Below are 23,918 nucleotides of genomic sequence, written 5' to 3'. Positions count from 1 at the left end.
CCTGACTGTTCTGGCGGAAAAGTGGCGGCACCGGAGGGCCGCCAGGGTGGGCATAGTCTACTGATATGGAATGAAATAACCAGATTCGTTTGTTACAGCCGATTATTCCCTGTCGATATCCCGCCAGAGTTTCTCCACTACGCGCTGTGCCAGCAGCGCCTGCTCTCCCGAGGTTTGCGGCATTGTCTGATTTTGCACACAGGCGATAAAATGGTGAGCGGCACCAGCAAAGCCTCGCTGTTCCAGCGTGGTTTGCCAGCCGGGCAGCGGATCCACAATCAGTTTACCGGCAGATTCCTGCTGGTAGTCGCGCATATCATTTACCTGCAAAAGACGGCCCTCCGTCACGGCGCAGACCGATTCCCGCTGGCTGCCCGCACGGCGATGCATGCTGGTAGTGATCTGTATTTCTCCCCGACAGAAATGGTGTTCGGCGTAGAGCATCTCCCCCGACTCATTGGTCAGCAGCGTGCCGCTTTGCAGGCTGTCATAACCGCCGCTCAGCCACAGCGCAGTGTCCACCACATGCAGATAATCATCCAGCAGCGTAAAGAAGAGATCCTGTGGCCCGACGCTGTCAGTGCGGTGCTTATCCATTCGCAGCGAGGCAAGCCGCCCAAGCTCCGCTTTCAACTGTAGATAGCGCGGAGCAAATCGCCGGTTAAAGGCCACCATCAGCTTGCGTCCCAGCTTGTGCGCCAGCTCAACCAGCTGCTCTGCCTCGCTCAGACGGGCAGCCAGCGGTTTATCCACGCACACATCCACACCAGCCAGAAGCAGCTCTTTCACAATGGCAAAATGGCTGGCGGTGGAAGTGTGAACAAATACCGCGTCACTGGCGGCGGCAAGCTCCGCCACGCTGGAGAAGAGCGGAATGCGGTAGCTGTCGCAAATGACCCGCGCTTTTTGCTGATTGGGGGAGAATGCACCAGCAATCTGCCAGCCCTCAGTACGGGTCACCACGGGCAGCCATGCTTTCTGTGCGATGCTGCCCAGCCCAACGATACCAATGCGTAATACCATGTCAGACGCTCCCGCTCAGCTGGGCCAGTTGTTGTTTGATTTGCGCCATTTCACGTTCCAGTTCAGCCACGCGCGCTGATAAATCCTCACTCTCCTGCACGCTCTCAGCCGCAGATGAAGCGGCTTCATCCACCTCGCCACTGAAAAGGTGCATATAGCGGCTTTCCCGCTTGCCCGGCTCACGCGCCAGACGCACCACAAAAGGTCCATCTTCCCGCGAAGCGAGCGTTTCCAGCGCCTGCTCCACTTCATTCATATCGGCAAATTCATGCAGACGTGTGCTGCGGGTTCGCAGTTCACCGGGCGTTTGCGCCCCCCGCAGCAACAGCGTGGTGATTAACGCCAGTTCGCCCGATGAAAATCTGAGCTGACCGAATTCGGTATTGCAGAACCGATGCTCATACTTCACCACGCGGTTGCCAAACCCACTCTGCGACGTTACCAGATGCTTTTTGACCAGGGCATCTAGCGTATCCTGCACCGCAGCATCGCTTAGCGACAGTACCGGTTCACGGTTCGACTTTTGATTACAGGCTGTTACCACCCCGTTCAGCGACATCGGGTACTGTTCGGGGGTGGTGACCTGCTTTTCCAGCAGGCAGCCAACAGTGCGGGCCTCAAGGGCCGAAAGAAGAATTTTCATCAGATTATGCGCGACGCTCCGGTATCCAATCTTTAGCAGTAAGCGCCGTCAGGACATGATCCTGCCAGCGACCATCAATCAGTAAATACTCTTTGGCATAGCCCTCTTTTTCAAACCCCAGGCGGGCCAGTAAATTGCCACTTCGTTGGTTATGGGGCATGTAATTCGCCATGATGCGATGGATGCGCTGCTGGCGCTGCATATAGCGAATAGCTGATTGCAGGGCTTCAAACATCATGCCCTGCCCCTGCCACTTTTCACCCAGCGAGTAACCCAGATAGCAGGCATGAAAGGATCCACGCACCACGTTGCTGAAATTCGCTACGCCACGGATCTCATTTTCTTCAGGATCCATCACCGCAAAATAGAAGGCATTCCCCTGTTTATGCATCTCAGCGATCAGCCCCAGACGCGCCTGCCAGCCGGAGGGATAGCAGTGGCTCTCATCGCGGAGAGGCTCCCAGGGTTTAAGAAAAAGGCGGTTTTCGCCGTAGTAGTCAGCCAGACGCCAGGCGTCGCGTTCATGGACAAGGCGAACTACCAGCCTGTCAGTAGTCAGGCGGACTTTCGGGACAGCGGAGCGGTAGCCAAACATCTTCTCTCCTGTGTTGGCCGACAAAGAGTAAAACGGAGGCGCGTTGACGCTAACGGAGCGACTCCCGGTGAATGTTCGTCAACAGGCGCTTATAAACCACTATAACCGCCTGTACCCCGACGGGTAAAACAGTGCGTTTAAAAATATCTGATGGCACACCTCAACCTTTTCCCGCTGCGGTTGCCCTGTTGGCCGATCTCTTCCATACTTCTCTTTGCATTCAAAAAGATTGAGGGTGACCCCGTTCATGCTCAGCGCTTTAAGGAGGCGTTCTTGAAACTTTATATCTACGATCACTGCCCGTTCTGCGTTAAAGCCCGTATGATCTTCGGCCTGAAGGATCTGCCAGTCGAACTGGTGGTTATGCTGAATGATGATGAAGCGACCCCCAAAAAGTTAATTGGCCAGAAGATGGCCCCCATCCTGATGAAAGATGATGGCAGCTGTATGCCTGAAAGTCTGGAGATCGTGAACTATGTCGATAATTCAGATCGCAAGCCGCTGTTAACCGGGAAAACTAATCCGGCCATCTCTGACTGGCTGCGTCACATCAACGGTTATCTTAATAAACTGCTGCTTCCCCGCATCGCTCAGGCCTCGTTTGCTGAGTTCGCCACGCCGGAAGCGCGACGCTACTTTAAAGATAAAAAAGAAGCCAGCGCAGGCCGTTTTGATGAGCTTAAACTGCATGCGGAAGGTTACATCAAGAATGTGAATGATGACCTGCGTAAGCTGGATAAGCTTATCGTGAAACCCAATGCCGTAAATGGTGAACTGTCGATGGATGATATTCATCTGTTCCCGGTGCTGCGCTCCCTGACGCTGATCTCCGGCATCGACTATCCCAGCCGCGTTGCCGATTACCGCGACAATATGGCCAAGCAGACGCAAATCAACTTATTGTCCTCGATTGCCGTCTGATCCTCTCCGGGCCGCTGCGGCCCGGTTTTATTTCGTCCCGTATGACTCCCTTTCCCGGTTCTCCTGGTGACTCTCAGAGCAGAGTCGTGCACTCTATTGCCTCCCGTCAGGAGGGTTACTGATGGAAGATGATAAGAGGAACACAATGAACAAAGTATTTTCCGGGCTTTGTGCCCTTCTGCTGGTGGGCTTACTCTCCGGCTGTAATCAGTTAACGCAGTACACTATCAGCGAACAGGAAGTGAATCAGGCGCTGGCAAAACACAACAATTACGAAAAGCAGATTGGTGTGGCGGGTTTAGTGGATGCCCACATTGTTCTCACCGACCTCAGCAGCAAAATTGGTCGTGAAGAGCCAAATAAAGTGACGCTTTCGGGGAATGCGAAGGTCAATATCAGCTCTCTCTTTGGTCCTCAGCAGGCGGATATGAAGCTGACAATGAAGGCCCAGCCGGTATTTGATAAAGAGAAAGGCGCTATTTTCCTCAGAGATATGGAACTGACAGACGTCCAGGTTCAGCCTGAAAAAATGCAGGGGCTGTTAAAAACCCTGACGCCTTATCTTAATCAGTCACTGAAGGAATATTTTAATCAGAAACCGGCTTACCTCTTAAGTAGTGACCGCAGCAAAGCCGAATCGCTGGCTAAGCGGTTTGCAAAAGGGCTTGAAGTTAAGCCGGGTGAACTGGTGATCCCCTTTACCAATCCTTGATCCTTAGCGCGTTTATCAGGCGTTTTCCCACGGCGGAGAACGCCTGCCATTTATCGCCAGGTTAACAAACCAGGTGCATTCCCGCCGCTTTATCCCTATGCTTAGTACCCGGCTAAATCCCTTAGCGATTTCACTTCTGCCGGAGCATTCAGATGACAGCACAACCTCAGGAACTTCTCATTCGCCGCCCAGACGACTGGCATATCCATCTTCGTGATGATGAGATGCTGAAAACCGTGCTGCCCTTCACCAGTGAGGTTAATGGCCGGGCGATTGTGATGCCGAATCTGGTTCCTCCGGTGACCAGCGTGGCGGCAGCCCTCGCCTACCGTGACCGCATTATGGCCGCTATTCCTGCCGGACATAATTTTACCCCGCTGATGACCTGCTATCTCACCGACTCCCTGGATGCAAATGAAGTAGAAAAGGGATTTACCGAAGGGGTGTTTACGGCCGCAAAACTCTACCCGGCCCATGCCACCACTAACTCCAGTCACGGCGTTACCGATATTGCCAGCATCGCCAGCGTGCTCGAGCGCATGCAGAAAATCGGCATGCCGCTGCTGATCCACGGTGAAGTGACCTCAGCAGAGATTGATATCTTTGACCGTGAGGCGCGCTTTATCGAGACCGTGATGGAGCCGCTGCGTCAGCGGTATCCTGAGCTGAAGGTGGTATTTGAGCATATCACCACCAAAGAAGCGGCAGCCTACGTGGAAGAAGGTAACTCTCTTCTGGCGGCGACCGTGACGCCGCAACATCTGATGTTCAACCGCAACCATATGCTGGCAGGCGGTATCCGTCCTCATCTCTACTGCCTGCCAATCCTGAAGCGCAACGTGCACCAGGAGGCGCTGCGTAAAGTCGTGGCTTCCGGCAACAATCGCTTCTTCCTGGGGACAGATACTGCGCCCCATCTGCGGCACTTAAAAGAGGCGAGCTGCGGCTGTGCAGGCGTGTTCAATGCCCCCTCTTCTCTGCCAGCGTACGCCACCGTTTTTGAAGAGATGAATGCGCTACAGCACTTTGAAGCCTTCTGTTCTGAAAATGGTCCGCGCTTTTATGGCCTGCCACTGAACGAGGGCCAGATCAAACTGGTACGCAAACCCTGGAAAGTGGCTGAAAGCATCACGCTGGGCGAGCACGCCCTGACGCCGTTCCTGGCTGGCGAAACGCTGAACTGGGCCGTATCGCTCTGAATCTTTCAGGAAAATAACATAAACTGATTGCCTTCGGATCGGACACTGTATATATTTACAGTATCTTATCCGGAGGCTTTTATGCGTATTGAAGTCACTGTAGCAAAAACCACTTCCCTGCCCGCTGGCGCTATTGATGCGCTGTCGTCAGAACTCATTAAACGTATTGACCAGCACTTTCCTGAAGTCACTAACAGCGTCTCTGTTCGCTATGCGTCTGCCAATAACCTCACCGTGATGGGCGGGGGTAAAGAAGCCAAAGATCGTATTACCGAGATCCTCCAGGAAACCTGGGAGAGCGCCGACGACTGGTTCATCACGGATTAGTCCGGCGGGTTCACTCTTTTTGCCGTTGTTTGCCGGGTTTCGCCACCCGGCTTTTTTGTTTTTGTCGCCAGGACTCGCCGATTTCGCGCTGAGGTTGTAGACTGATTGACTTGAGCTACAAGCGGGGACGGCACCATGAACAGTGAAAATCCTGAAGAAGTGATGACGTTTGGGGAACTGCTGGCGCTGATTGCCGATCAGCAACGTCGCCTGAGCGTACTGGAAAGCGCCTTTGCCAGCCTCTCTTTCTGTCTGGACGACAAGGCAGCGTCGTTACTGATCCACAGCCTGCGGCTGGAAGCGCAAAATCAGGATCGTGATGAAAATATGCAGCAGCATTTTTCCCATTTAGCCGAGGCGTTGGAAAAACGGCACGGGGTGATTAATATTCAGCCAGACGTTGAGCGCTGAGGGAACTTTCCCTTATTTCCTGAGCATTATTTTTTTGTGCGGCTCAGGTTTATTTAAAAACTTTAATCAATCTCTCTTCTCCTGGCCCGCTAAAATTTCGTTCTGCGTCAAGCTAAAATCCTGTTATAATTACTTTGCTCTATGAAAAAAAGGCCGCATTGAACCTCGATAAATCACTTCGTTATCAATATTAATACGAGTAATAAGGGGGTTATAATGGACAGAAACAAAGATGTAATCCAGACACATCCCCTCATCGGGTGGGATATCAGTACTGTAGATACGTATGATGCCATGATGATCCGCCTGCACTCGCTTACGTCTAATGAACAGCAATCTGACGAAGCAGAAGTGGGACAGACGTACTGGTTAACCACTGATGTTGCCAGACAGTTCATTTCGATTCTGGAAGCTGGCATAGCCAAAATAGAAGCAACAGATTACCTGGACAGAGATTACCAGAAGCATTAAGTTCTCACGTCTGAAGGCACCCTTGTGGTGCCTTTTTCATTACCGCGACATTTTGCTATTCTGCACCCTTAACCTGATCAACAAAGGAGCCAGGTGCAGATGGTTTATGACTTAATTGTGGTAGGAAGTGGTTCAGTGGGCGCCGCAGCCGGCTGGTATGCCACTCAGGCTGGCCTGAAGGTTCTGATGATTGACGGCGCCCATCCGCCACATACTCAAGGCAGCCATCATGGGGAAACCCGTCTGATTCGCCATGCCTATGGTGAAGGGGCGCGATATGTCCCGCTGGTGCTTCGGGCACAGGTGCTTTGGGACGAGCTGGAAAAGCAGTGTGGCGAGCGAATTATGCATCGCTGCGGCGTGCTTAACCTGGCTCCGGCAACCTCTGAATTTATCCGCAACGTAGAGCAAAGCGCGGAAACCTATGCCCTCCCCGTAGAGAAGCTAAGCGGTGGTGAAGCGAAAGCTCGCTGGCCTCAACTCACTGTTCCCGATGACTATACCGGAATTTTCGAGCCGCAATCCGGCTATCTGAAATCGGAAGTGGCTATCCGGCACTACATCCGTCTGGCTGAAGAGGCGGGATGCGCGCAGCTGTTTAATTGTGCCGTCAGTGCAATTGAAGAGCAGGACGGATTGCAACTGGCCCACACGCCGGATGGCACCTACAAAGCCCGGAAGCTTCTCCTGAGTGCCGGAACCTGGGTAAAAACATTGCTGCCTGAGCTGCCCGTTACGCCGGTGCGCAAAGTATTTGCCTGGCATCAGGCGGATGGTCGCTACAGCGAAAATAATAAATTCCCCGCTTTTACCGTAGAGATGGCTGACGGATCGCATTTTTATGGTTTTCCGGCGGATAATAACGCCCTTAAAATCGGACGGCATGATGGCGGCCAACCCATCACCTCTCCAGAGCAGCGCAAACCTTTTGGTACTGTGGCTGACGATGGCAGCGAGCTTTTTTCTTTCCTGCGGCACGTATTGCCGGGCGTGGGCGTTTGCCTGCGGGGAGAAGCCTGCACTTATGATAATACCAGCGATGAAGATTTTATTATCGATACGCTGCCAGGCTCGCCAGACCGGCTTATTATTACCGGCCTTAGCGGTCACGGTTTTAAATTTGCCAGCGTACTGGGAGAAATTGCAGCCGCTTTTGCGCAAAATAAAACGGTTGAGTTTGATTTATCCCCCTTCTCATTATCAAGATTTTAATTATTAAGTTCAGAAATAAAAAAACCGGGCCAGGCCCGGTTTTTTTATTACAGAGATTTATTCAGGCTTATTTAACGCGGCAGCATCTTTCTTCTGTTGACGGAGCCGCAGCTTTTTCACCAGCTTGTGCGCCTCGGCTTCATTCGCCACTGCGGGTGCAGAACCGGTCAGCGGCTTGCGAGCCGTTTCACGCAAGGTGAAGACGGTGATCACCCCGATCACCCCGGCGCCCATCAGATAATAGGCAGGCATCATCAGATTATGGGTCGTCGCGACCAGCCAGGTGGTGATCAGCGGCGTGGTGCCACCAAACAGCGAAACCGACAGATTGAAACCAATCGCCAGCGCGCTGTAGCGAATATCCGTAGCGAACAAAGCGGGCAGCGTGGCAGGCATGGAGCCGCTGAAACAGGTGTGGATCACCCCGAGCACGATCAGGCCCAGGAACACCAGCCACATATTGCCGGAGCCAATCATCATCATGCAGGGAACCGCCAGCACAATAAGGCCAATTGCCCCAGCCCAAATCACCGGACGGCGTCCCAGACGGTCGTTCCAGTGGCCCCAGAACAGGGTCAGCGGCATCATCACAAACATCACCACCAGAATCAGCAGCAGGCTGCTCATTTCGCTAAGGCCCAGGATCCCGGTCAGGTAGCTCGGCATATAGGAGGTCAGCATATAGTTAGAGACGTTAAACAGCAGAACCAGCCCGATACATTTCAGCATCTGTGCACGGTACTTGCTCAGCATCTGCAACAGCGTCAGACGAGGTTTGCTGTGCTCCAGTGCTTCCTGCTTTTCCATATGCTTCTGAAACGCAGGCGTCTCTTCCAGCTTAAGACGCACATAAAGCCCGAACAGGCCTAACGGCGCGGCAATAAAGAAGGGAATACGCCAGCCCCAGCTGAGCAGCGTCTCTTCACTCATTGCCGCCGTCAGGATGGTGACCAGGCCGGCACCAAGCAGATATCCTCCCAGGGTACCAAACTCCAGGAAGCTGCCCATAAACCCGCGACGATTATCCGTGGAATACTCAGCAATGAAGGTGGCAGCACCGCCATACTCACCGCCGGTAGAGAAGCCCTGTACCAGACGAGCCACCAGCAGCAGCACCGGAGCAAATATCCCAATGCTGTCATAGCCGGGAATGATGCCTATACAGAATGTCCCTATCGACATCATGATCATGGTGATGGCCAGCACTTTCTGTCGGCCAATCCTGTCGCCTAACGGGCCAAAGACCAGACCGCCGACGGGACGAACCAGAAACGCCGCCGCAAAAGCGCCGAAAGTAGCCAGTAACTGCGCGGCGGAATTACCACCGGGAAAGAAGACTTTCCCCAGGGTGACGGCCAGGTAGCTGTAAACGCCGAAGTCGAACCACTCCATGGCGTTGCCTAACGCAGCCGCACCTACGGCGCGTTTCAACATATCCGCATCAACAATGGTGATATCATCAACGGTGAGTTCTTTCTGTTTTTTACGCCAGAAGTGCTTCTTTGGCGGTTGGCTGGATCCTGAATCAGTGCTCATACTTTCTCCGTGGTGCCTGATGGTAGTGAGCAGCGTCATAGCTTTCGTTGCCAGCACAGAAGTAAAGAAGGGAAAGAAAGCTATAAAGCAGCAAAATAAATCGTAAATTTACGCATTAACGACATCTCTTTACGCTTACTGACTCTATACGACAGTCTCTTATTTTTCAAGTTTGTGACAGTTATCGCTTTTATTCTGCATAATATTTATTATGTACACTCCTTTCAGCGCCAAATCTGGCGTAATCCTCTTTCACCGCACTGGTCTGACCTCCACTTGTCTCTGTTATTTGTTCCTCGCCCCTTTAATGAACTAAATTAACCATTCACGACACCCAATCCTGACATAAAGTGACAAAACGCTGACAAAAATTTATATTTATATCAAATTTACCGACAAATTATTTTCACAGATGCGGTGGTTAACGAGCTGTTTAAAAGCGACTAAATAAGATGACAGGCTTAAAGCTAACAATATTTATGCTCATTATCCTGATATTTGATCAATTATTTTGAATAAAAAACATTATTTACTTACATCATGTAATAATTGATTGCTTTTATGTTTTCGTCCGGTCAGTCTTGGCAAAAAATAATCGGGCAGAGAATAGCTATGCTGTTAAAAAATACCCCTACTCGTTTTGGTTCTGTCAGCCTGGTAGTTCACTGGCTGGTCGCCCTTGCGGTTTATGGCATGTTTGCGCTGGGCCTCTGGATGGTTACGCTGGGCTATTACGACAGCTGGTATCACCCTGCTCCGGAGCTGCATAAAAGTATTGGTATCACGCTTTTTGTGGTGATGATCTTTCGGGTAATCTGGCGTTTTTTCTCGCCCCCTCCGGCCCCCCTTAGCAGTTACTCCGCCCTTACCCGTATCAGCGCCCTGGCAGTCCATCTGCTGCTCTATGGTATTTTGTTCGCCATTTTTATCAGCGGCTATTTGATCTCAACTGCCGACGGTAAACCCATTGAAGTTTTTGGCCTGCTATCTGTGCCTGCCACGCTGGAAGGATTTGGCGAGCAGGCCGATCTGGCCGGTGATATTCATCTCTGGCTGGCCTGGAGCGTGGTGATCCTCTCCGTGCTGCACGGCTTAGCTGCTCTGAAACACCATTTTATTGACGGCGACAGCACGCTTAAGCGAATGCTGGGTAGCCGTGTTGATTAACCTCTGAAAGGAACACACTATGTTGAAGAAAAGCCTGACAGGTCTGACCGCCGCTGTTTTACTGCTGGGCAGTGGCGCGGCTTCCGCCGCCGACTACAAAATTGATAAACAGGGGCAGCACGCTTTTGTGCAGTTCCGCATTCAGCACCTGGGTTACAGCTGGCTGTATGGCACCTTTAGGGATTTTGACGGCAGCTTCACATTTGACGAGGCCGATCCCGCCAAAGATAAGGTGAACGTTACGCTGAATACCAACAGCGTGGATACCAATCACGCCGAGCGCGATAAGCACCTCCGCAGCGCAGAATTCCTCAATGTGGCGAAATTCCCACAGGCGACCTTCGTCTCAACCAGCGTGAAAAAGGATGGGGATGAACTGGATATTACCGGCAACCTGACGCTGAATGGCGTCACCAAACCCGTGACGCTGGAAGCGAAAAAACTGGGTGAAGGCAAAGATCCGTGGGGAGGCTATCGCGCAGGGTTTGCAGCAGAAACGAAAATTGCCCTGAAAGATTTCAATATCACTACCGATTTAGGGCCAGCTTCTCAGGATGTGGAGCTGATGATCTCTGTTGAGGGGATCCGTCAGTAGCAGAGAGAAAACAGTCGTAAATAAGTTTCGGGCCGGTTGCAGATAACCGGCCCGATCCCTTTATTCCCCGGAAGGAATTTTCAGCGTCATGCTGAGCTTGCCGCGGGACTTATTAAAAATCTTATTGCCATTTTCACGGCCCGCGCGACGTGCGCGCTGCTCTTCCGGCGTTAAGGCCAGCTCTTCCATGCAGATTGGGCTACAGCAAGCCTGATACTTCTCTGCACAGCTGTCGCACTGAATAAACAGCAGATGACAACCATCATTCTTACAGTTGACGTGGGTATCGCACGGGGTGCCACACTGATGGCAGTGGGCGATAACATCGTCTGAAATACGTTCACCCATCCGCTCATCAAAGACAAAGTTTTTGCCCCTGAAGCGTACAGGTAAGCCCTGCTCACGAGCGCGGCGTGCGTACTCAATAATACCGCCCTCAATGTGATAGACGTTTTCAAAGCCGTTATGACGCATCCACGCGCTGGCCTTTTCACAACGGATACCGCCCGTGCAGTACATCACGATTTTTTTGTCTTTTTCCTCTTTCAGCATCTCCACCGCCATCGGCAGCTGATCGCGGAAAGTATCGGCCGGGATCTCCAGCGCGTTGTCGAAATGCCCCACTTCATATTCATAGTGGTTACGCATATCCACAAACACCGCGTCCGGGTCATCCAGCATGGCATTAACGTCACCCGCCTTCAGATAGCCCCCGACATCGCTGGCATCAAAGGTTTCATCGGTAATGCCATCCGCCACGATGCGCTCACGCACTTTAAGGCGCAGCACCCAGAACGACTTTCCATCATCATCCAGCGCAATGTTCATGCGGAGATTATTCAGCGCCGGGTGGAAAGCATAGAGCATCGCTTTCATCGCTTCATACTGGCTGGCTGGCACGCTGATTTGGGCGTTAATGCCTTCGCTGGCAACATAGACGCGGCCAAAAACCTTTAATTTGGTCAACGCTACATAGAGCGCATCACGAAAAGCTTTCGCATCGTCGAGGGTAAAATATTTGTAGAAAGAGACTGTGGTACGCGGTTCGGTTTCGGCCAGCATGCGCGCTTTCAGCTCTTCATTGGAAACAAGGTTATGTAACACTGGCATGGTGTACGTTCCTGCGTTCAAGAGAGAATTTTTGCGGGCGCTATCATACCTGATTGCCAGAGGATGCAAACCGAAAACTTTATGCCACAGCGGCTTTCCGACGGGCAAAAAAGCGCCAGTCAGCTGATTAAAAGCATACCCTGTTCAACATCACAAAAAATTTTACCTATAGTTAGCCTTTAGCGTCAGTCTGTTAAACCCACCGGAGAAATTGCATGAGCCAACTTTTTACGCCCATTACGTTGGGGAAGTTAACGCTTGAAAACCGTATCACCATTGCCCCTATGTGCCAGTACTCCGCAGACGCGGGTAAAGCTACGGCATGGCATCGCATCCACCTGGGCAATCTTGCGCTCTCGGGAGCTGGCTTACTGATTATTGAAGCCGCTGCCGTTGAAGCCGCGGGACGGATTACACCGCAGGATTTAGGTCTCTGGAATGATGAGACTGAACAGGCGCTGGGCGACGTGCTGAAGGATGTGCGTCACTACTCCCCTATGCCTGTTGGTATTCAGCTGGCTCATGCCGGTCGCAAAGCCTCTACGGATGTGCCGTGGCGTGGCGGCGGCTTCCTGAAGCCGGAACAAGGCGGCTGGCAGACCTCCGCCCCTTCAGCGCTGCCCTATAATGATGAAGACGGCACGCCAGAAGCATTAACCAAAGCGCGTATTGAAGAGATTAAGCAGTCGTTTGTGGATAGCGCTCTGCGTGCCGATCGTCTGGGCCTGGACCTGGTAGAGGTGCATGCCGCACACGGCTATTTGCTCCATCAGTTCCTTTCCCCTCTCTCTAACCAGCGGGAAGATGAATATGGCGGTTCGCTTGAGAACAGAATGCGTCTGACGCTTGAAATTTTCCGCGAAGTTCGCCGCGTATTCCCGGCTGATAAACCCGTTGGCGTCAGAATTTCCGCCACGGACTGGGTTGACGGCGGCTGGGATCTGCAACAGTCGATTGAGCTGAGCAAAGCCCTGGCAGCAGAAGGATGTGCCTATATCCATGTTTCCAGCGGCGGCCTGTCGCCTGAACAACAGATTTCAGTTGGGCCGAACTATCAGGTGCCCTTTGCCGAAGCGATCAAAGAAGTGGTGGATATCCCGGTCATTGCCGTAGGATTGATTACCGAGCCGGAACAGGCTGAAGCGCTGCTGACCAACAAGCAATCCGATATGGTCGCTCTGGCTCGCGGGATGCTGTACGACCCGCGCTGGCCATGGCATGCGGCAGCTAAACTGGGTGCGAAAGTTCACGCCCCTGAACAGTACTGGCGCTGTGAACCTCATGAGGTCAAAGGGCTGTTTAACCAGTAAGCCATTCGCCGCTCTCCCGGTTGTGGCGGGCGGCATCCAGAGTGGCCCTTCCGTAGCGGGTTATTTCAGTTCGGTGCCAAAAAATGGCACAATAGGCCATAAATAAAAAATCACGGGCAGCATAATGATGCCCCTTTTTTTCGAACTGGAAACTCATGACTCAGTTGCCTCAATTTACGCGTGCGTTGTTGCATCCCCGTTATTGGTTTACCTGGTCAGGTATAGGTTTACTCTACCTGCTGGTTCTGCTGCCCTACCCCGTGCTCTATTATCTTGGCTGCACTCTTGGGCGACTCTCCATGCATTTTATTACGCGCCGCGTAGAGGTAGCGCGCCGTAATCTGGAGTTATGCTTCCCCACTATGCCGGAAGCAGAACGGGAGGCGATGGTGGTGCGTAATTTTGAATCGGTCGGCATGGGCCTGATTGAAACCGGCATGGCCTGGTTCTGGCCTGACTGGCGCATCAGAAAATGGTTTCATGTCAGCGGGCTGGAGCATATTGAAAAGGCGCATCGGGAGGGCAAAGGCGTACTGCTGATTGGCATGCACTTTCTGACTCTGGAGCTGGGCGCCCGCATTTTTGGTATTCATAACCCCGGCATTGGCGTCTATCGCCCAAATGACAATGCGCTTATCGACTGGCTGCAAACCTGGGGCCGGATGCGATCCAATAAAAGCATGCTGGATCGCAAAGATCTGAAGGGGATGATCCGCGCCTTAAAAAACGGCGACATCATCTGGTATGCGCCCGATCATGATTACGGCCCTAAAAGCAGCGTTTTCGTTCCCTTCTTTGGCGTGGAAAAAGCGGCGTCAACCAAAGGCAGCTATCTGCTTATCCGTAGCGGTCAGCCTGCCGTTATCCCCTTTGTGCCGCGCCGTCTGCCGCACGGCAAAGGGTATGAAATGGTGATTTTGCCGGAAGAGCAGGCGATGCCGCTGGATGATGAGGCAGCCACGGCTGCGCGCATGAACAAGGTTGTTGAGCATGGCGTACTGATGGCACCCGAGCAGTATATGTGGCTCCATCGCCGCTTTAAAACCCGTCCGGCTGGCGAAGCCTCACTCTATTAGTTCTTATCCTCTGCCTGTTTTGAGGGTGGCTGGCTGTTTGCTGTCACCCTCAGGAGGCGGATAAATGGTCACGCAGGCTGCACTACCTTCCGCTAACGCTTCTCTCACATCACCTTACTGGCAAAAGTTTGTTCATTGCCACCTTCAGCCCGCTTGCTGCCTTTTCACCCGAACCTTCTCTTACCGGCATGCGGACAGTAATCTGCCTTTGCGCCGCGTTTGTTGGAAATCTGAACATCGGCTTTTCCGGCCGCGACCTCATCAGTAACTCGCTGAAACATCATGATAAATTCATATTATAACTTTTTTTGCTCTCAGGTTTTCCCCTGGCCAAACTTCGACTATCCTTCTAAAACCTGAAAATGAAGTTATGGAGAAATCCCCATGAGCATGTTTGCAACGCTGGAAGAGGCCATAGACGCCGCGCGTGAAGAGTACCTTGCGGCAAACCCGGAAGTGGAAGAAGCTGATGCTTCGGTTGGTCAGTTCAACCTGCAAAAGTATGTGATGCAGGATGGCGATATCATGTGGCAGGCCGAATTCTTTACCAATGAGGGTGACGAAGGAGAGTGCCTCTCTCTGCGCAGCGGCGAAGCAGCTCAGGCTATTTTTGATGACGACTTCGACGAGATTGAACTGCGTCAGGAGTGGTTACCTGAAAATACGCTGCACGAGTGGGACGAAGGGGAGTTCCAGCTTGAGCCGCCACTGGATACGGAAGAAGGCAAGGCCGCAGCGGACGAATGGGAAGATGACAACAGCGACTCTGACCGCTACCAGTAATCCTGCCCGATAGCGCAAACCTCTCAGCCCGGTAAATTTTGCCGGGCTACTTATTCGTAAGGGCCATGTTGCGCATCAACAGGCAATAACAGCGTATCGACCACCAGTGACAGCGGCAGATCGATAATCGTCAGAAAGCGCCAGGGCGTGTCACGAACGTCCCACTGCACACCGGGATAATAATGATTACCCTGCCCCTGCCCTGGAAAAGTGCGGCTGATAATGCTGCCACAGCCGCTCAGCACCAGCACGCTCAGGGCGAGCAGCAGGCTGCGGAATAGTATCTTCATCACCCTTATCCCTTTATCTGTAAAACAACACGCTAGTGTAGAGTAACCCGGCCCTGCCGTTCAGGCAAAACAGGTAAAATTTCCGTCAGCTTTTTGTCATTCTCTCCGCCGGGTAAAACATAAAAAAAGGCCGGGAGAGCTTCCCGGCCTTTATGCTTTTCAACCTTTAAGGTTTTGTCTGGATCGCCTGCGGATTCATTTTCAGCGACTTATAGTAATCGAACCAGTCGTGATACTTGTCGGCATGCTGCCACAAGCGGTAATGCATCCTTGAGAGCATCACCGGATCGCTGAGCAGCGTCAGGCGACGATCGCGGTCCAGCTTCGCCGGTGATTCACTTAACGCCTGATCAACCTGACGATCGCGGGCGAACTCCAGCACATCACTTTTCAGGTGGCGGGAGGTGGCCATCGCGCTGGCGAGGGCGTTAAATGACGGATTAAACACCGCATGCATAAAGCCATCCTTCAGCGCGCGCTCGCGGTTCAGTTCAAGATAGCGGTCGGTATCCATCAGCTCTTTTGGCGGATCATACTCTTCCGGGATCAGGAACAGTTTGGCGCGTTTAGAGGCGCTACCTGTTGTAGAACGGCTTGAGTAGACCGAAACAAAAGGCGACAGGATAAGCGAGAAGACGATCGGTGCCAGCCACCACAGGAAGTTCAGGTCAAGCCAGCCCATTCCTGCTGCCCAGACGATACCCAGCGCCATCTGCCAGCCGTGGCGCTTGAACGCTTCGCTCCAGGGGGTGGCGTCATCATCACGCTGCGGTGAATTCCAGACCACTTCCCAGCCCAGGAAGGCGCTGACCACAAAAATGGTATGGAACAGCATACGCACCGGTGCCAGCAAGACCGAAAACAACATCTCCAGGAACAGAGAGAGAGTGACACGCATCACGCCGCCATACTGTTTCGCACCTTTAAACCAGATCAGCATGATACTGAGCAGCTTCGGCAGGAACAGCAGAACCATAGTGGTGGAGAAGAGCGCTATCGCCAGCTCGGGACGCCACTGCGGCCAGACGGGGAACAGCTGTCGGGGTTGCAGGAAGTACTGCGGCTCCATCAGCGTGTGCACCACCTGTAGCGCGGTTGAGAGCGCCAGGAACATAAACCACAGCGGCGCAGAGAGATAGGACATCACCCCTGTCAGGAATACCGCACGGTGAACCGGGTGCATTCCTTTTACCAGGAACAGACGGAAGTTCATCAGGTTACCGTGACACCAGCGGCGATCTCGCTTCAGCTCATCCAGCAGGTTTGGCGGCAGCTCTTCATAAGAACCGGGCAGATCGTAAGCAATCCACACGCCCCAGCCCGCACGACGCATCAGCGCCGCTTCCACGAAGTCGTGGGAGAGGATGGAACCGGCAAACGAGCCTTCGCCTGGCAACGGCGCCAGCGCACAGTGTTCAATAAACGGCGCAACGCGGATAATGGCGTTATGCCCCCAGTAGTGGGATTCCCCAAGCTGCCAGAAATGCAGGCCAGCGGTAAACAGCGGGCCATATACGCGGGTAGCAAACTGCTGGCAACGGGCATAGAGCGTATCCATGCCTGACGCTTTTGGCGAAGACTGGATAATCCCGGCGTTCGGGTTAGCTTCCATCATGCGCACCAGACCGGTCAGACATTCACCGCTCATCACGCTGTCCGCATCCAGCACAACCATGTAGCTGTACTGGCTGCCCCAACGACGGCAGAAGTCATCGATGTTGCCGCTTTTACGCTTCACGCGGCGACGGCGACGGCGATAGAAAATGCGCCCTTCTCCGCCCACGTCACGCACCAGCTCCATCCAGGCTTTCTGCTCGGCCAGGGCGATATCGGCGTTGTAGCTGTCGCTCAGGATGTAGACGTCAAAGTTCTGCTGTTCGCCGGTTCTGACCACCGATTCCCAGGTGGCGCGCAGACCCGCGTATACGCGTTCCACATCTTCATTACAGATTGGCATGATCAGCGCCGTACGGTGCTCCGGGTTGATTGGCTCATCACCGTTCAGACCGTAGGAGATACTGTACTTATCCTTGCCCATCATCAGTTGCAGGAAGCCCATCAAAGCCGTCCAGAACCCGGCAGAGACCCAGCAGAACAGCACCGCGAACAGGAACAGGATCCCTGTTTGCAGCACGTAAGGCAGGATCTGCAATACCGACTGCTGCCAGTTCTGATTGGTCATCTCCATAGGATCGATCAGCGCCCAGCCCTGGTAAGGGAGAATGGTTTTCATATACCAGGTTGCTACAACAGTCTGTGCAATGGTCAGCAACAGCAATATATAGCGGCGGATCGAGCCTACATGTCGCCACTTATCTTCCTGCCGCTGCTCTTCAGCATTGGCATAGCGATGGGTGGATTTACGGCCACGGACGGAATCCCAGGCGCGCGCAACCGGGTTGGTGCGCCAGGCTTCCGGATACATGGAGGAGCGGGTGTGACGAGGCATCGCCTTCAGCGTGGTACGGTTGAGTTCATCGGTGTCGAACTGTTCCCCGTTGCCCAGCGAATCTGGCCAGCTCATCTCAATGCGTGATTTGACCGACTCCAGCGGCGCGTCGTCGGGACGCGCCTCTACAGGGGCGCCTTCCGCCAGCGAGTGGTGCAGCTGAACAAACGCCTCTTCAGGCTGTTCAGGCAGCGTCTCACGCAGCGCCCCTTTCCGCTCCGGGGAAAGGGGCAACGCATCAATATAGTCAGTGGGTAGTGCAGTAGGCTTATTCATTGGCAGGCAACTGATAGCTCCAGGTTTCTGTCAGCGTCTTATCACCGTTCATCAGCGCAGCACGCATTTCGGTAGCTTGCTTGTTGTCTTTAATGCGTAAACGCATAACCAGACGCCAGCCTTTAGTGACCGGATTATAGCGTACGCTGTTTTCCACCAGCTCACCGTTGTTACCGATGCTGACCTGCGGCGTAACCTGGGTGTTCTCCGGCAGCTTACTCATCTCCTGACCGGTGAAATCCACCACAAAGGCTACGGTGCCATCAGGCTGGCGGACCAGGTTAGACTGTTTCACGTCGCCCGTTGAACGCAGCGTATCTTTCACATAGGCCAAATCTGACGAATGCAGCTGGCTCTCGTCGCGGGTGAAGTGCAGACGATATTTAAAGTTCATCTCTTTGCCAGGATCCGGCAGGTTTTCCGGCGTCCAGAACGCAACGATATTGTCGTTGGTTTCGTCGGCCGTTGGGATCTCGACCAGCTCTACGCGGCCTTTACCCCAGTCACCCTGCGGTTCAATCCAGCCACTTGGACGGAGATCGTAACGATCGTCCAGATCCTGGTACTGGTCGAAGTCACGTCCGCGCTGCAACAGCCCAAAGCCTTTCGGATTCTCGACGGTAAAGGTGCTGACCGCCAGATGTTTCGGGTTGTTGAGCGGACGCCAGATCCATTCGCCGTTGCCGGCATGGATAGAGAGACCGTTGGAGTCATGTAACTGCGGACGGAAGTTCAGGTTTGGCGAAGGTTGATTCGGCCCAAACAGGAACATACTGGTCAGCGGCGCCACGCCGAGCTTGCCAACTTTATCGCGCAGGTAAACTTTAGACTGCACGTCTACGGTGCTCTCTTTACCTGGGGTAATCAGGAAGCGGTAAGCCCCTGTTGCCCGCGGAGAGTCCAGCAGTGCATAGATCACCAGATGCTTATCAGAAGGTTTTGGACGTTCAATCCAGAACTCTTTAAAGCGTGGGAACTCTTCACCGGACGGCAGCGCCGTATCAATAGCCAGACCACGAGAAGAGAGACCATACACCTGGCCTGCACCAATAACCCGGAAATAGCTCGCGCCCAGGAAGCTGGTGATCTCGTCATCCTTCTTGTTTTTGCTGTTCAGCGGGTAAAGTACCTTGAACCCGGCAAAACCGAGATTTTTCACCGTTTCCGGATCGTGCTTTACGTTGCCAAAGTTAAAGTAATCGGGTGAATATTTAATCTGTCGAACCGTAGAAGCGGTGACTTCATTAATCTGCACCGGCGTGTCGAAGTACATTCCTTGATGATAGAACTCAAGCTTGAATGGGGTCTTCAGCTTACTCCAGTAGGCTTTATCACGATTGAACTGAATCTGCTGATAATCCGCATATTTCATCTCGCGCAATTGGGAAGGCAAATTGCTTTTCGGCGCTTCATACCCTTTCCCAGCCAAATCTTTTGCCTGCTTTGCTACATCATCAATGTTGAATGCCCAGCTTGAGCTGGCATACATTGACAGCAAAACCGTTACGCCAAGCCAGCGCAATTTCATCAGTTTTGGCTTATTTTTCATTTTAATCAGCACATCCCCCCCTTTCGTGTGCTTAAATCAATCCTACCCATCTTAATGGATTATTCAGCATTCCGACAGCTCGGCAATGATTTAGTTCCTCGCCTTCTCTGCTGTAAGCGCCCTGTTCTCAAGTGCTTAGCGGATACAGATTAGCCTGATAGTATACTCGCAAATTCTCGCCTAAAGTGAGCGTTAAGCTTTAGCGTGGTTCAGGGTGAACCACTGCAATAACGTGTTGAATATTGGATGATTATGACGACTAAGAAACAGGAAAGAGAATATTTTTTTGATTCAATCAGGGCTTATTTAATGTTGTTGGGCGTACCCTTTCACGTCTCCCTGATTTATTCCACGCAGCTCTGGTCGGTTAACAGTCCAGCACCTTCAGAATGGCTTACCCTGCTAAATGATTTTATTCATGCTTTCCGCATGCAGGTGTTTTTCGTCATTTCTGGCTATTTTTCCTACATGCTTTATCTGCGCTACAGTTCCGGACAGTGGCTGAAAGTGAGGCTGGAACGCGTGGGTATCCCTATGCTGGCGGCCATCCCTCTTCTGACGCTGCCGCAGTTCTTTATGATTAAGGCCTGGACCACCAAGATTGGTGACTGGCATGGCTTCTCTCTTTACCAGAAATTTAACGCCCTGGCGTGGGATTTGATCTCGCACCTCTGGTTCCTGCTGGTGCTGGTGGTTCTCACCACCCTGGGTCTGTGGTTATTCAGATGGCTGCGTGACGGTAAGGGTGCAAAAACAGACTATTCCGACGTCACCTGGACGAAATTAACTTTTGCCATTCTGCTTTGCGCCCTCGCGTGGGGAGCGATTCGCCATCTGTTGTTCCTTTATGCTCCGCTGATGTTAGGCGACGGGCTTTTTAACTATGCGGTAATGCAATCCCTGTTCTTCCTGCCGTTTTTTGTGCTGGGCGCCCTCTCCTGGAAATATCCGGCGCTTAAGGCGCTGTTTGTAAAACCTGTGCCCTGGACGTTTATCGGCTCCGCGCTGGCTTTCGTAGCCTATGTGCTGAACCAGACTTACAGCAGAGGCGAAGGGTGGCTCTATGAGATTGATGCCATTGTTTCCATGACTATGGGCCTGTGGATGGTGAATGTGGTCTTCTCACTGGGCCACCGCCTGCTTAATTCACATTCGCCTCGCGTAACTTACCTGGTCAATGCCTCGCTGTTTATCTACCTGGTGCACCATCCGCTGACCATTCTGTATGGTATCTTCGTGGTGCCTCATATCACCAGTAACACCCTGGGCTTCTTTACCGGGCTGCTCTTTGTGTTTGGCATCGCGTTTCTCCTATACGAGTTCCACCTGCGTATTCCGTTTTTGCGCTTCCTGTTCTCAGGTAAACCGCAGCGTTGAATAAAAAAAGGGCGGATATATTCCGCCCTTCTCATTTACCCGACCTGCCGCCTGCTTAAAGCAGCCATTCGATAGGTAAACGCCACACCAGCCGCACCAGCAACCGCTGCATAAAGCGGGTCCGGGGTTCATGTTTATGAACCTGCTCTTTTTCACCTTCGCCAGGGTATTCCACCCAGTTCACCCGTCCCCACTTATCCAGGCGCAGCGTCCAGGCACGCTCCTGTATCTGTCTGATAAAGCGCTGGTGAATGCTGCTGGCCAGCGTTTCGCTCTCGATAACAAAACCCATCTCGGTGTTCAGCATGGCTGAACGGGGATCAAAATTGAACGATCCGATAAAGACTTTTTCGTTGTCCACGCTGAAAGTTTTGGCGTGCAGGCTGGAGCCGGAATTACCGGTAAGGCCCCGGTCATGGGGGGCTTCACGCGAGTCGGAGTGCGGCTTGAGTTCATACAGGGTAATGCCGTGCCGCAACAGCTTCTTGCGCCATTTGGCATAGCCCGCATGCACTATGGAGACATCATTCGCCGCCAGAGAGTTAGTCAGAATGGCAATCTTTACGCCGTTTCTCACCAGCGAAAGCAGCTGCGCCACACCGGCGCGGGTCGGTACAAAATAGGCAGAGATGATATCGAACTGCGACTGAGGCTTGCCAATCACTTCCAGCATGCGTTGCGGCAGTAACGATCCCGCTTTAGCCTTACCCAGCCCTTTACGGGGATCGTCACTCAGCAGACGCGTTTTCGCCCAGATCAGCGGCAGATCGCCCGCTTCCAGCTGTGTAACAAAGGAGGAAGCGTGGATACGTTCCAGATAACGTTCTACCTGTGGATCGCTGCTCCAGGCTTCGGGCAGCCTGACGGCGGCCTGTGCCCGCTCCTCATTAATATCCACCACCTTGTTAAAGGGTTCAACGGCACGGCTCATCCAGTAGCGTTCAAAATCTTTTTCTACTTCCCTCACTACCGGCCCGATAGCCAGCACGTCCAGGTCAGAAAAGAGTGGCGCTTCACCCGCGCCAAAATACTCATCGCCCACGTTGCGCCCGCCGACAATGGTCGCTTCCCCATCTACGGTGAAACTTTTGTTGTGCATACGGCGGTTCAGCCGGGCAAAATCGGTCAGATAACCCAGCGCCCGCAGCGTACGAAAAGAAAAGGGATTGAAGAGGCGGATCTGGATATTTTTATGTTTAGAGAGCTGACTTAACGTCTCATCAAGCCCCATGGTGTTGTTATCATCCAGCAGCAAACGGACCTTAACTCCCCGATCGGCAGCCTCCAGCACGGCGCTGAACAGCAGCCTGCCAGACATATCGTTCTGCCAGATATAGTACTGAATATCCAGCGTATGCTCGGCCATACTCATCAGCAGATAGCGGGCGGCAAAGGCATCAAGCCCATCTTCAAGAGGATGGATCCCGCTGTGTTCAGGGTGATTTTCCACCAGCGGCGATACGGCACGGGTCAGCCGGGAGTGCTCAAAGGCTGGCTCGTAGGGTTCCGGGGTGTAGACTTCAGCCATCAATTGTCCTTAGTTCAGGTAAATTCCTGCTGGATCTATTATCAATCCAGTTGAGTGACTTTGTCATGCAACAGTTATGATTGCGGTCAGTTTAGTCAGGTAGTCTAGACTTAGCGCAGTGCGTTGCGATAGCCCTTGCAAAGAGGAAGATGCCATGAATACCGACACGCTACCCCCTGCCACCCAGCGTCACCGGCCAACGCTGTTCAAAAGCTTCTTTCAGGGCAGCTTTGCCTGCTCAACCGCCTGTCGTGACGAAGGCAAGCGCGTGGATCTGGTGATCAACAGCGGTCACGATACGCTACTTAATAAAGATTATGCGCAACTGGCGGCAGAAAATTTACTGACCGCCAGGGACGGCGCCCGCTGGTATCTGATAGAGAAACAGCCTGGCGAATATGACTGGTCGACCTTTTTGCCGATGTTACATGCAGCAAAAAAACACGAAATAGAGATGATCTGGGAGCTGGCGCATTTTGGCTGGCCCGCCGGGCTGGATATCTGGCAGCCGGAGTTTATAGATCGTTTTGCCGCTTTTGCCCGCGCAGCCGCCTGCCTGATGCGTGATGAAGGATTTGACGCCCCCTTTATCACCCCAATAAATCAGATCTCTTTCTGGTCATGGGCCGGAGGTGACGTAGCCTGGTTTAATCCTGGCGTAACGGGCCGTGGCAGAGAATTAAAGCAGCAACTGGTTCGCGCCTCTCTGGCCGCTATGCGCGCTATTCGGGAGGAGTTGCCAGCGGCAAAATTTGTGCTGACCGATCCGCTGGTTCATGTAGCGACAGCAGAGCGCTCGGACGCCAGCCAGCAGAATGCCCGTCAGCAACACGAGGCGCAGTTTGAGGCGTGGGATATGCTTTGTGGCCGTCTGCAACCGGAATTAGGGGGCGATCTTTCCCTGTTCGATGTTGTAGGGGTGACCTGGTATCCCGATAATCAGTGGTATATCACGGGTGAACCGCTTGAGTCGCATCAGCCCGAATATCGTTCACTCTCCTCTTTACTGGAGGAGATTTGGCAGCGTTACCAGCGCCCCTTGCTGATTGCGGAGACGGGTGCCGAGGGTGACAAGCGCGTGCCCTGGCTGAAATATGTCGTAGAGCAAACGAGCGCGGCACTGGATAACAGCGTGCAGGTGGAGGGTATCTCTCTGTTCCCAGCCGTTGACTACCCTGCCTGGGCGGACGCGCGGCGTTCACCCGGCGGCCTGTTTGGTCTGCCCGATGCTAACGGTAACAGAACGATTTATGAACCCTATGCCCTTGAGATCCGCAGTCAGTTAATCAAGATGAAGCAGGCCGATCGGCCCTCACCCTCTGAATCCACTCCTGAGTGAAGGCCATCTTAAACGTGTG

23 protein-coding genes are annotated in these 23,918 nt (G+C 53.0%); 14 read left to right on the top strand and 9 right to left on the bottom strand.

What is annotated here, in order from left to right; all coding sequences use genetic code 11:
- Positions 1-102: 102 nt before the first annotated feature.
- The 3 genes from AAH450_RS11245 to rimJ are packed head-to-tail and all read right to left on the bottom strand — an operon-like array spanning position 103 to position 2,261.
- Positions 103-1,023, bottom strand: a complete 921-nt coding sequence (locus AAH450_RS11245) for a Gfo/Idh/MocA family protein (protein WP_342910276.1) — start codon at positions 1,021-1,023, stop codon at positions 103-105.
- Between the two features lies 1 nt (position 1,024).
- Complete coding sequence (locus tag AAH450_RS11240; protein WP_342910275.1) at positions 1,025-1,666, bottom strand: DUF480 domain-containing protein; 642 nt, start codon at positions 1,664-1,666, stop codon at positions 1,025-1,027.
- Positions 1,667-1,670: 4 nt separating this feature from the next.
- Positions 1,671-2,261 (bottom strand): ribosomal protein S5-alanine N-acetyltransferase, encoded by a 591-nt coding sequence (rimJ, locus tag AAH450_RS11235; protein WP_342910274.1) that lies wholly within the window; start codon positions 2,259-2,261, stop codon positions 1,671-1,673.
- 273 nt (positions 2,262-2,534) lie between these two features.
- On the opposite strand from rimJ, the gene grxB reads away from it, so the two are divergent.
- The 7 genes from grxB (at position 2,535) to solA (ending at position 7,514) form a co-directional block, all read left to right on the top strand.
- Positions 2,535-3,182, top strand: coding sequence for a glutaredoxin 2 (gene grxB, locus AAH450_RS11230; protein WP_342910273.1), 648 nt, complete (start codon positions 2,535-2,537; stop codon positions 3,180-3,182).
- Between the two features lie 145 nt (positions 3,183-3,327).
- Positions 3,328-3,894: a lipoprotein gene (locus AAH450_RS11225; protein WP_342910272.1), complete on the top strand. Its 567-nt coding sequence runs from the start codon at positions 3,328-3,330 to the stop codon at positions 3,892-3,894.
- Between the two features lie 152 nt (positions 3,895-4,046).
- Positions 4,047-5,093, top strand: a complete 1,047-nt coding sequence (gene pyrC, locus AAH450_RS11220; protein WP_342910271.1) for a dihydroorotase — start codon at positions 4,047-4,049, stop codon at positions 5,091-5,093.
- An 81-nt stretch (positions 5,094-5,174) separates the two neighbouring features.
- Positions 5,175-5,420 carry a DNA damage-inducible protein I gene (gene dinI, locus AAH450_RS11215; RefSeq protein WP_342910270.1) on the top strand — a complete coding sequence of 82 codons (246 nt, stop codon included), beginning with the start codon at positions 5,175-5,177 and terminating at the stop codon, positions 5,418-5,420.
- 135 nt (positions 5,421-5,555) lie between these two features.
- Positions 5,556-5,831: a hypothetical protein gene (locus AAH450_RS11210; RefSeq protein WP_342910269.1), complete on the top strand. Its 276-nt coding sequence runs from the start codon at positions 5,556-5,558 to the stop codon at positions 5,829-5,831.
- A gap of 216 nt (positions 5,832-6,047) precedes the next feature.
- Positions 6,048-6,302 (top strand): biofilm formation regulator BssS, encoded by a 255-nt coding sequence (gene bssS, locus AAH450_RS11205; protein ID WP_318790643.1) that lies wholly within the window; start codon positions 6,048-6,050, stop codon positions 6,300-6,302.
- Positions 6,303-6,401: 99 nt separating this feature from the next.
- Entirely contained in the window at positions 6,402-7,514 is a 1,113-nt protein-coding gene (solA, locus tag AAH450_RS11200) for an N-methyl-L-tryptophan oxidase (RefSeq protein WP_342910268.1), read from the top strand.
- A 57-nt stretch (positions 7,515-7,571) separates the two neighbouring features.
- Here solA and proP read toward each other — a convergent pair whose 3' ends face one another.
- A complete protein-coding gene (gene proP, locus AAH450_RS11195) occupies positions 7,572-9,050 on the bottom strand; it encodes a glycine betaine/L-proline transporter ProP (RefSeq protein WP_342910267.1) in 1,479 nt (492 codons plus the stop codon).
- 612 nt (positions 9,051-9,662) lie between these two features.
- On the opposite strand from proP, the gene AAH450_RS11190 reads away from it, so the two are divergent.
- A complete protein-coding gene (locus AAH450_RS11190) occupies positions 9,663-10,217 on the top strand; it encodes a cytochrome b (protein ID WP_342910266.1) in 555 nt (184 codons plus the stop codon).
- A 22-nt stretch (positions 10,218-10,239) separates the two neighbouring features.
- On the top strand, positions 10,240-10,812 hold the full coding sequence (locus AAH450_RS11185; protein ID WP_342910396.1) for a YceI family protein: 573 nt from the start codon (positions 10,240-10,242) through the stop codon (positions 10,810-10,812).
- Between the two features lie 60 nt (positions 10,813-10,872).
- Here AAH450_RS11185 and trhO read toward each other — a convergent pair whose 3' ends face one another.
- Complete coding sequence (trhO, locus tag AAH450_RS11180; protein ID WP_342910265.1) at positions 10,873-11,922, bottom strand: oxygen-dependent tRNA uridine(34) hydroxylase TrhO; 1,050 nt, start codon at positions 11,920-11,922, stop codon at positions 10,873-10,875.
- 215 nt (positions 11,923-12,137) lie between these two features.
- Between trhO and AAH450_RS11175 the strand changes: the two genes are divergently transcribed.
- The 3 genes from AAH450_RS11175 to AAH450_RS11165 all read left to right on the top strand — a co-directional run bounded on the left by AAH450_RS11175 (position 12,138) and on the right by AAH450_RS11165 (position 15,091).
- Complete coding sequence (locus AAH450_RS11175; protein WP_342910264.1) at positions 12,138-13,232, top strand: NADH:flavin oxidoreductase/NADH oxidase; 1,095 nt, start codon at positions 12,138-12,140, stop codon at positions 13,230-13,232.
- 155 nt (positions 13,233-13,387) lie between these two features.
- A complete protein-coding gene (locus tag AAH450_RS11170; RefSeq protein WP_342910263.1) occupies positions 13,388-14,308 on the top strand; it encodes a Kdo(2)-lipid IV(A) acyltransferase in 921 nt (306 codons plus the stop codon).
- Positions 14,309-14,692: 384 nt separating this feature from the next.
- Entirely contained in the window at positions 14,693-15,091 is a 399-nt protein-coding gene (locus AAH450_RS11165) for a MysB family protein (RefSeq protein ID WP_306206450.1), read from the top strand.
- 50 nt (positions 15,092-15,141) lie between these two features.
- Here the strand turns inward: AAH450_RS11165 and AAH450_RS11160 are convergent, their stop codons facing one another.
- The 3 genes from AAH450_RS11160 to AAH450_RS11150 form a co-directional block, all read right to left on the bottom strand.
- The gene (locus AAH450_RS11160) at positions 15,142-15,381 is read right to left on the bottom strand and encodes a YceK/YidQ family lipoprotein (RefSeq protein WP_342910262.1); all 240 of its coding nucleotides are present in this window, start codon (positions 15,379-15,381) and stop codon (positions 15,142-15,144) included.
- 166 nt (positions 15,382-15,547) lie between these two features.
- The gene (gene mdoH / locus AAH450_RS11155) at positions 15,548-18,106 is read right to left on the bottom strand and encodes a glucans biosynthesis glucosyltransferase MdoH (protein WP_342910261.1); all 2,559 of its coding nucleotides are present in this window, start codon (positions 18,104-18,106) and stop codon (positions 15,548-15,550) included.
- A complete protein-coding gene (locus AAH450_RS11150; protein WP_342910395.1) occupies positions 18,099-19,637 on the bottom strand; it encodes a glucan biosynthesis protein G in 1,539 nt (512 codons plus the stop codon). The genes mdoH and AAH450_RS11150 overlap by 8 nt, the downstream gene beginning before the upstream one ends.
- Positions 19,638-19,907: 270 nt before the next feature.
- On the opposite strand from AAH450_RS11150, the gene mdoC reads away from it, so the two are divergent.
- A complete protein-coding gene (gene mdoC / locus AAH450_RS11145) occupies positions 19,908-21,032 on the top strand; it encodes a glucans biosynthesis protein MdoC (RefSeq protein ID WP_342910260.1) in 1,125 nt (374 codons plus the stop codon).
- 55 nt (positions 21,033-21,087) lie between these two features.
- On the opposite strand, the gene AAH450_RS11140 is transcribed toward mdoC, so the two are convergent.
- A complete protein-coding gene (locus AAH450_RS11140) occupies positions 21,088-22,560 on the bottom strand; it encodes a phospholipase D family protein (protein WP_342910259.1) in 1,473 nt (490 codons plus the stop codon).
- 154 nt (positions 22,561-22,714) lie between these two features.
- On the opposite strand from AAH450_RS11140, the gene AAH450_RS11135 reads away from it, so the two are divergent.
- Positions 22,715-23,899 carry a beta-glucosidase gene (locus AAH450_RS11135; protein WP_342910258.1) on the top strand — a complete coding sequence of 395 codons (1,185 nt, stop codon included), beginning with the start codon at positions 22,715-22,717 and terminating at the stop codon, positions 23,897-23,899.
- Positions 23,900-23,918: the final 19 nt, after the last annotated feature.

Source organism: Erwinia magellanica (genome assembly GCF_039023495.1).
Taxonomy (GTDB): Bacteria; Pseudomonadota; Gammaproteobacteria; order Enterobacterales; family Enterobacteriaceae; genus Erwinia.
This window is presented reverse-complemented; position numbering and strand designations above follow the sequence as displayed.